Source organism: Ruminococcus sp. RTP21484sp1_RTP21281st1_A8_RTP21281_210402 (assembly GCF_040914025.1).
Lineage (GTDB): Bacteria > Bacillota > Clostridia > Lachnospirales > Lachnospiraceae > Blautia_A > Blautia_A faecis.
In genome coordinates, this window is sequence record NZ_JBCPGE010000026.1 from 57,328 (window position 1) to 64,948 (window position 7,621).

The window sequence follows — 7,621 nt, forward strand, 5'->3', positions numbered from 1 at the left end:
GCATATATGGAAGGAAATAAAAAGCTTTGATTGTGTTTTTAAACTTGATCTTTGCATTTAATGCACAGGCCAGTATCAGACTGATCACGTTTACCAGAATAGTAGTGATCACCGCAAATTTGAATGTAAACAAATATGCATTTCCTGTATCCACATCAGAAAACATATGGATATAATTTCGAAGTCCTACAAAATTCCACTCTCCATATCCTCTCCAGTCTGTAAAACTGTACATAACACCTTTTAAGAATGGAATGGTGTGGAAAGTGAAAAACAGAACTGCAAGAATTCCTACATAAATGTAGTAAACCCGGTTAACAGCAGGTTTTTTCCGTGGGGCTTTATTCTTCATGGAATCCTCCCTTATTTTCTTACAAGGCTGCTGTTCACTCAGTGGCCAGCAGCCTTACAATTCATACGGATCAAAAGGTGACAGTTCACGTTCTTCACCTTTCGCCTGTATTTTCCATCAGTCACATAGATCAGTCTACATTTGCAATGTCATATTTCTCATCGCACTGTGCAAGGAACTGATTTATGTTCTCCTCGTTGTCCATTCCGTTTGTGTAGTTCAGGCACATTTCGGTCAGAAGTGCGGACATATCAAATCCGGATGGATAGTAATGATCTGGGAAGTTTGCAACCTTTCCAGCTGCAATATCTTCTTTCACACCTGCCACTGTCTCATTCTCCTGCTCTACACCTTTTACAGCTGAGAAAGCAAACTGATCATCAATGTACATTTTTGCATTTTCCGGCTCAAGCATAAAGGATACAAATTCTTTTGCCACTTCTTCATTTGCACTGTCTTTGCATACACCAAGAAGTACATCTACACCAGAGGTTACATAGTTCTGGGATTTCTCATTGGAAGCCGGGAGTGCAAACATATCCACATTGATATCTGCATTTGCATTTTTGTACTGGTTGATTGCCCAGTTTCCATTGATGATCATGGCTGCTTCGCCATTTGCAAAAGCTTTATTTCCATCATCATAGGTAAGTCCCATAAAATCATCCTGAGCATAGTCAAGAAGCTTCATATATTTTTCTGCAATTTCCTCGTGTGTTCCAACGAATGTGGTCTTGCCGGCTTTACGGTCATCATTGAAGCTCTCCGGAGCAAGGTCAGATGCAATACTGTTCCATGGGCAGTTACTTGTCCAAGCATCTTTGTATGTCATAAGAAGTGGCTGTTCACCTGCATCCTGAAGTTTCTCGAGCACATCAATGAATTCATCCCATGTTTTTGGAATCTCAATTCCATGTTCTTTGAATTTGTCAACGTTATAAATGACACCGGAAGCGTTTGTTGCATAAGGAACGCCATATACCTTCTCTTCTTTGTCCTTGTTTACATCATATACCATCTGAAGGTAGGATTCCTGAATGTTGGAAACGTAATCTTCGCTGCTTAAGTCTACCAGCATTCCGGCACTTTCCACCTCTGTATAGTTGTTGTCACCGCCCATTGCTACGATATCAGGCATATCATTCTTTGCCATTCTGGTCTTTAATACAGTTCCTGCATCAGCCGGAGCTGTGATCTTGATTGTCACGTCCTTATGAGTTTCATTAAACTTATCTACCAGCTTCTGAAGAATGTCCTTGTTTTCGGCCTTGCTGGAAAAAAGCTCCAGTTCCGTTCCCTTTGCGGAAGATTCTCCCTCAGAGGAGCTGCCGCATCCGGTAACTGTACCAACCAGCAGTGCACCTGCCATTAATGTGCAAATAAGTTTCTTGTTCATCTTTCTTTCCTCCATTATTTTACTTAATGAAAGCTGCGCAGCACTTGTTTATTGAAAGCTTTCCTGGACACGTCTGTCCTGCTTTCCTTTCGGTGGCTTCATAATATCGTAACTTTCCAGCAAAATCAACAGGTTTCTCGAGAAACTTAAATTGTAGACAAACTTTTGTTTTGTCATTTGTGCATATTGTATATTTTTTTATCATGCAGATTCATGAGTTCTTAGATTGTCCCCCCTATCTTATAATTTCCCCGGATAGCAGGGATTTCATGCAAATTGTTTTCTTTATGTAACAGGGAATCCAAACGTAATCTTCTGTTACGAAAAAAACAGTCAGGCTCTATAGCCTGACTGTCTTCTCTTCAAATTCTTTTGAACGATCTGTTCATATTTTCACAGAATCTCTTTTTACAAGGTACACCGGACTTTTTATATTAAACTCTTTTAACTGCTCCCCGGCAACCATCCGAAGCAGGCGGCTGAACGCCAAATGTGCCTTCTGACCTACATCCTGATGAACTGTTGTAAGTCTTGGACGGACCATTCTGGCATAGATACTGTCGTCGAAGCCGGTAACAGATACCTGTTCCGGAACCTTAATTCCATGATCTGACAAAAAGTTCATGGCCTCAATTGCTGCATAATCTGAGGAAAATGCCACTGCTTTTACCTGCAGAAAACGCGGAAGAAGTTCTTTATATTTCTGGATACGGCGGTTTCTTTCCCCCGGGATCACGATCAGACGAGTGCGGCTGCAGAATTTTCCTTCTTTTTCCATAGCCTGCTTAAAGCCCATCCAACGGCTGTAATCACTGTCAATATCTGTTTCTGCAAGAAACAAAGCTTTGTCAAAACCGCAGGAACAGAGGTAACTTCCAATCTGATAGCCGCCTGAATAATCATCCACTCCCACATTCTGGAAAAAATATTCTCCTGCGGGATAGGCATCTATGAGAACCATTTTCTTATTCAGCTTTCTGGACAATTTCCGATATTTTTCATCATTATATCCCAGAATGATCAGTCCTTCTACATTCCATCTGGAAGCAATATCCACCACGTTCTGGATATTCTCCCCTCCGATCAGCATGACATAGTATCCTTTCATTTCAGCTTCCATCTGAATGGTTCCTACCAGTTCTCCTACAAAGGAGTCCTGCAGGGAGTACATTCCATGAGCCTGGGCAAAACCAAGTACCACGCCTATGATCCTGGAACCATGTCCGGACAGCATAACGGAACCCATATGCGGAACATAATTCTGTTCTTTCAGGATTGCCGTTATTTTATCAATGGTTTTCTGGGAAACTCTTTTCGTATTGCCATTTATTACATTTGATACGGTAGTCCTGCTCACTCCCGCCATATCCGCAATATCCTGAAGCCGGATCATCTGATTTTCCTGCTCATATCATGCCATTCTTCCCCGCCCCAAGCGGAACCGGAAATTCCGTTGTCGGTGTAGTCCATTTTTTTGTACATCTCTACTTTGTTATCCAGACAGGTCAGGTACAGGCATTCGCGTCCTCTTTTTTGCTCTCTTTCCACATATCGTGTCATGATTTCACGGGCAAGCCCCTGGTGGCGATACTCCGGAAGAACATCAAGCCCAAGGAGCATAACGTTCTTTCCTTCCGGGTTGTGAAGAGTACTATCCGTAAAAAATTCATCACGAAAAACTGCTTCGTCTGTTGCCACCCCATTGAGAAAGCCGGCAACTTTACCTGTTTCTTTATCCACTGCAACCATAAATGTCTCTGGTGCATTTGCCACTCGTTCTCTCATACTCTTGGCAGAGCAAGCCTCATTTGGCGGAAAACAGATCTGCTCGATCTGAATCACCTGATCTAACTCCTCTGGAAGAATGTCTCTGAATTCGTATTTGGTTGTCATTTTTTCCTCATCCTTTTATATTTCATGCGCTCTCTCCACTTTAATAGGGAAAAGACCGTAAACTCCTTTTTATTATACCTCTGCGTCTTTTTTCCGTCAATGTAATAACGGCAAACGGCATACCTTGAAATATCCCTTGAAGTGTCCCGGAGGACTTCATCGCCGTACTTATCAATCATCCGTACCAGAAAATCAATGCACCGCTCAAATTCAATATTCTGTTGCATAAGCTCCTCCCGTCATTGTTTTGATCTGAGCTTATTTTACAGAACCTGCCGGAAAACCACATTGAATAGAAATTGATTGTAAATTGACACAATCACTTTAAAAATATCCGCATTTTCTTGAATCGAATATATGTTCGTGTTATGATAGATATACTCAATCTTAACTACGAAAGGGGAATTTCTATTGAATCAATGCGATTTTTCTTCTATTAGCACTTGTTTAAAAAACCATATCAGCGAAAGTAATCAAATGAGTCAGCCTGATTTTTTATACGAATTATTTGAAGATTTTATGGATGATCCGGCAAATCAGGATTTTTCAATGGACAACGGTCTGGTTTGCCGCTGGATGACTGGTCAGACTAAAATCAGTCCTAAAATATCCGCTTACTATTCCAAGCCATCCAACCAGAGAAAATTAGCCCATATGTTTAATGCATGGAATGGAAGTAGATTGTTACAAAAAGCTATTTCAAACAATAGGAAATATCTTAGATCTGATTGAAAAAGATGTGCGATACCCAAAGTGGCTTGCAACGGTTAGAAGATTTGCCGGAGCACCGCCGGGATTCTGTTCGAACAATTTTCTCCCATCCTGACTGTGTCCTGCTTCCGTAAAATCAATCAGCAATTCTCCCAATGCCACGATATCAACTTTTTCTTCCATTTTTCAGTTCTTCCACAATCTCGTTATAACGTTTTTTATTTAACCGGTAGAAAAATAATACAACCGCAGTCACAATCCACAGTGCACCTGGAATCGTCGTAAATGCATGTTTCATAATTGAAAGTACAATTGCATTTTGTGTCTGATTTGCAATATAACCATATTTTCCAAGTAATCCTGCTAAAAGTGCTGTTCCAACTGCCATTCCGACTTTATTTCCAAGTGAAATAAATGCATACTGAAAACCATCATTTCTAAGTCCGGTTTTCCACTCCCCATATTCCACACAGTCTGGAATAATTGCATAGATTGCGGTATTAAATCCAGAGAAAAAAAACTGTGTGAGACCAGATAATGCATAAAAAATAGCCGGTGATTCTTTGGCATTGAAGAAAAACATAGTCAACATGAAAATTCCTGTAAATAAAGCAAAGAGAGATGCTGTTCTTCCTTTGTTATTTAACTTGCGGAATAATGGTTGAAAACAGGCTGCCCCGATGATAGAAGGAATAATGATGCACATCGAATAAGTTGTGTAGTAGGAGGCATTCCCTTCCACATATGTAAAGTAATACAGAATATCTGCGTTTCTACCATACAGTGTAAATCCAAATAATATCTGTCCTGCCAATGCAAGAAGATATGGTCTGTTCTGCATGACTGCTTTCAATTGTATCTTTACAGAAATTTTTTCTTTTTCCGGAGTAAGCACTGCCTCTTTCGTCTTCGCAAAGCAGAAGAAATGACAGGCTGTAAAAATACATCCATATATGACCGCAACCGTCAGATATCCTGTCTTTGCACTATGACTGCCGAATTTGCTGAGCAGTGGAACTGTGATAATATTTATCACACCAATTGCAATCATCGCTGCAACCGAACGGGATGTATTTATTTTTGCACGTTCATCAATATCCTGTGTCATAGCACCACACAAGGTTCCATATGGAATATTCACACAGGTATACCCCAAAACCAGCAGACAATATGTAATTACCATATAAATGATCTTTCCATTCTGCGGCCAGTCGGGTCTTGCCCAGAATGTCATAACAAGAAGAATCGCTGTGATTGGTGCCGCTACTAACAGCCATGGACGGTACCGTCCCCATCTCGATTTTGTTTTATCTGTAAGTCCCCCGACGATTGGATCATTGATTGCATCCCAGAATCTTGAAAAAAGCATAAGTGCTGACACAGCCGCCATACTGATTCCGAACACGTCTGTATAAAATATCATCAGAAAATTACTGACGAACATCCAGCTGAAATTACATCCAACATCACCAAACCCATATGCAATCTTACTGATCAGCGGTACTTTTCCATTTTTGTTTTCGCTTCCCATATGTCTCTCCTATTTTTATCAGAGTTTCTGACAGAACTCTATTCTTTCCTCATTTGGGCCCTTAATCATAAAATACTTCACACCATTTTCCCAAAATGGTAGTTCTTCGATTCCGTCTGTAATAATTGTGTATTTTTCATTGCAGATTTTCTGATACATACTTTCAATGTCTTCCACATCAAGTGCAACATGTTGGTATGCACCGTCTGACATTGCCGCCTGCCCATTTTCAAAAGTCTCTATACAGTAATTTTTTATCTGTAAAAATGCCACTTTTCCCCCTGCTTTTTCATTATAAGACTGCATAATCACTTCAAATCCAAGACTCTTATAAAACTCAACTGTTTTCTGTAAATCGTTTGTCGGAAGCCCGACATGGGCAACTCCGACAATTCCATATTTATTTTCCATACGAACTCCTTACTTTTCACTGACGTTGATAATTACTTTCATCGTTGTTTCGCGGTTATCATCAATATACTGGTATGCTTTCAGATAATCTTTAAAAGCAAATGTCTTTGAGATGAGCGGTTTCAAATGAACTTTGCCCTCATTTACCAATCTGATTCCATCTATATAATCATCATGGCGGTACATCATCGTGCTCTTAATGTCAAGTTCGTGGTCATTTGCCACTGCAAGATCTACTTCTGCCATTCCTGCAAAAACAGCCACCAGTACAATCGTGCTTCCTTTTCTTGCATATTTAATTGCCTGTCCCATTGTGATATTGTTTCCGGCACAGTCGTAGATCACATCCGCCTTGTCCGGTCCAAATGCTTCGAGCATTGCCGCACTGAAGTCTTTATTTTTGGTATTCACACACACATCAATTCCACATTCTTTTGCCTTTGCCAGTCTAAGATCACTGATATCTGTGATCATCACTTTCGCTGCCCCCATTCCTTTTGCTGCCTGTGCCACGAGATTTCCAATCGGTCCTGCTCCAAGAACTGCAATATTCATGCCAGCCACATCACCTATCTGTTTTACACCATGAACTGCCACAGCAAGAGGTTCAATCATAGCGCCTTCTTCATAGGACATATCTTCTGGAATAGGTGTTACTTTAGATGCATCCACTGCAAAATACTCAGATGCTGTTCCTGTCGTCTGAAATCCCATTACTTTTAATTCCTCACAGAGATTATACTTTCCATGACGACATGGATAGCAATGTCCACAATATACCTGAGGCTCTATCGTCACCTTCTGTCCCACATGAAACTCTGTGACATTTTTTCCAAATTCTGTAATCTCACCGGAAACCTCATGTCCTTGTGTTACCGGATATTTTGTAAACGGATGTTTTCCATGATAAACATGAATATCTGATCCACAAACACCAATATTCATAATCTTTACCAAAACCTGATTTTCCTTTACCTCCGGAACCGGAACCTCTCTGAAAATAATTTCTCCTGGATTTGTCATTACCTGTTGTAACATAATTGTTTCCTCCTTTTTCATGTTGTTTTATTCTATGTTTTATAAAATGTTTTATTAAAGTAATTACATTATTACAATGTAAACACAATTTGTCAATATGTTTTTTCATATTTTTATACATTTCATAATTTTAAAATACATTTTTTGTATATTTTTCACAATTAAATCGAGTAGGAGGCGGTGACTAACCGCCGTCCTCTCACACCACCGTGCGTCAGACTGTCTAACAATTAAGAAAAATGCTATAATAAAACTACCAAATACAGTATCGTAGGGGAATTCGTTATGG

9 protein-coding genes and 1 pseudogene are annotated in these 7,621 nt (G+C 40.0%); 1 reads left to right on the plus strand and 9 read right to left on the minus strand.

The features are described from left to right. The 5 genes from AB5170_RS13315 to AB5170_RS13335 all read right to left on the minus strand — a co-directional run. A partial coding sequence (locus tag AB5170_RS13315; RefSeq protein WP_368365073.1) for a carbohydrate ABC transporter permease occupies nucleotides 1-352 on the minus strand: 352 nt, incomplete at its 3' end. 130 nt (nucleotides 353-482) lie between these two features. Next, nucleotides 483-1,748, minus strand: a complete 1,266-nt coding sequence (locus AB5170_RS13320) for an ABC transporter substrate-binding protein (protein WP_173769319.1) — start codon at nucleotides 1,746-1,748, stop codon at nucleotides 483-485. Nucleotides 1,749-2,133: 385 nt separating this feature from the next. Further along, a complete protein-coding gene (locus AB5170_RS13325; protein ID WP_173771802.1) occupies nucleotides 2,134-3,141 on the minus strand; it encodes a LacI family DNA-binding transcriptional regulator in 1,008 nt (335 codons plus the stop codon). Next, nucleotides 3,138-3,641 (minus strand): GNAT family N-acetyltransferase, encoded by a 504-nt coding sequence (locus AB5170_RS13330; protein ID WP_173769321.1) that lies wholly within the window; start codon nucleotides 3,639-3,641, stop codon nucleotides 3,138-3,140. The genes AB5170_RS13325 and AB5170_RS13330 overlap by 4 nt, the downstream gene beginning before the upstream one ends. Then, the gene (locus tag AB5170_RS13335) at nucleotides 3,638-3,868 is read right to left on the minus strand and encodes a hypothetical protein (protein WP_118581275.1); all 231 of its coding nucleotides are present in this window, start codon (nucleotides 3,866-3,868) and stop codon (nucleotides 3,638-3,640) included. The genes AB5170_RS13330 and AB5170_RS13335 overlap by 4 nt, the downstream gene beginning before the upstream one ends. 184 nt (nucleotides 3,869-4,052) lie before the next feature. Here AB5170_RS13335 and AB5170_RS13340 point away from each other — a divergent pair, with 184 nt between their 5' ends. Beyond that, complete coding sequence (locus AB5170_RS13340; protein WP_173735065.1) at nucleotides 4,053-4,373, plus strand: hypothetical protein; 321 nt, start codon at nucleotides 4,053-4,055, stop codon at nucleotides 4,371-4,373. On the opposite strand, the pseudogene AB5170_RS13345 reads toward AB5170_RS13340, so the two are convergent. From AB5170_RS13345 to AB5170_RS13360, 4 genes and pseudogenes are all read right to left on the minus strand, one after another. After that, nucleotides 4,374-4,535 (minus strand): annotated as a pseudogene (locus AB5170_RS13345) (carbohydrate kinase); the annotation flags it as partial. Continuing rightward, complete coding sequence (locus tag AB5170_RS13350; RefSeq protein ID WP_173735082.1) at nucleotides 4,519-5,883, minus strand: MFS transporter; 1,365 nt, start codon at nucleotides 5,881-5,883, stop codon at nucleotides 4,519-4,521. The pseudogene AB5170_RS13345 and the gene AB5170_RS13350, both read right to left, overlap by 17 nt. An 18-nt stretch (nucleotides 5,884-5,901) precedes the next feature. Beyond that, complete coding sequence (locus tag AB5170_RS13355) at nucleotides 5,902-6,294, minus strand: VOC family protein (protein WP_173735083.1); 393 nt, start codon at nucleotides 6,292-6,294, stop codon at nucleotides 5,902-5,904. A gap of 9 nt (nucleotides 6,295-6,303) precedes the next feature. Beyond that, on the minus strand, nucleotides 6,304-7,332 hold the full coding sequence (locus AB5170_RS13360; protein WP_118581284.1) for a zinc-binding dehydrogenase: 1,029 nt from the start codon (nucleotides 7,330-7,332) through the stop codon (nucleotides 6,304-6,306). Between the last annotated feature and the right edge of the window lie 289 nt (nucleotides 7,333-7,621).

Coding starts and splice junctions, on each gene's coding strand:
- AB5170_RS13320 (WP_173769319.1), bottom strand. CDS start 1,748: ATGAACAAGAAACTTATTTGCACATTAATGGCAGGTGCACTGCTGGTT.
- AB5170_RS13325 (WP_173771802.1), bottom strand. CDS start 3,141: ATGATCCGGCTTCAGGATATTGCGGATATGGCGGGAGTGAGCAGGACT.
- AB5170_RS13330 (WP_173769321.1), bottom strand. CDS start 3,641: ATGACAACCAAATACGAATTCAGAGACATTCTTCCAGAGGAGTTAGAT.
- AB5170_RS13335 (WP_118581275.1), bottom strand. CDS start 3,868: ATGCAACAGAATATTGAATTTGAGCGGTGCATTGATTTTCTGGTACGG.
- AB5170_RS13350 (WP_173735082.1), bottom strand. CDS start 5,883: ATGGGAAGCGAAAACAAAAATGGAAAAGTACCGCTGATCAGTAAGATT.
- AB5170_RS13355 (WP_173735083.1), bottom strand. CDS start 6,294: ATGGAAAATAAATATGGAATTGTCGGAGTTGCCCATGTCGGGCTTCCG.
- AB5170_RS13360 (WP_118581284.1), bottom strand. CDS start 7,332: ATGTTACAACAGGTAATGACAAATCCAGGAGAAATTATTTTCAGAGAG.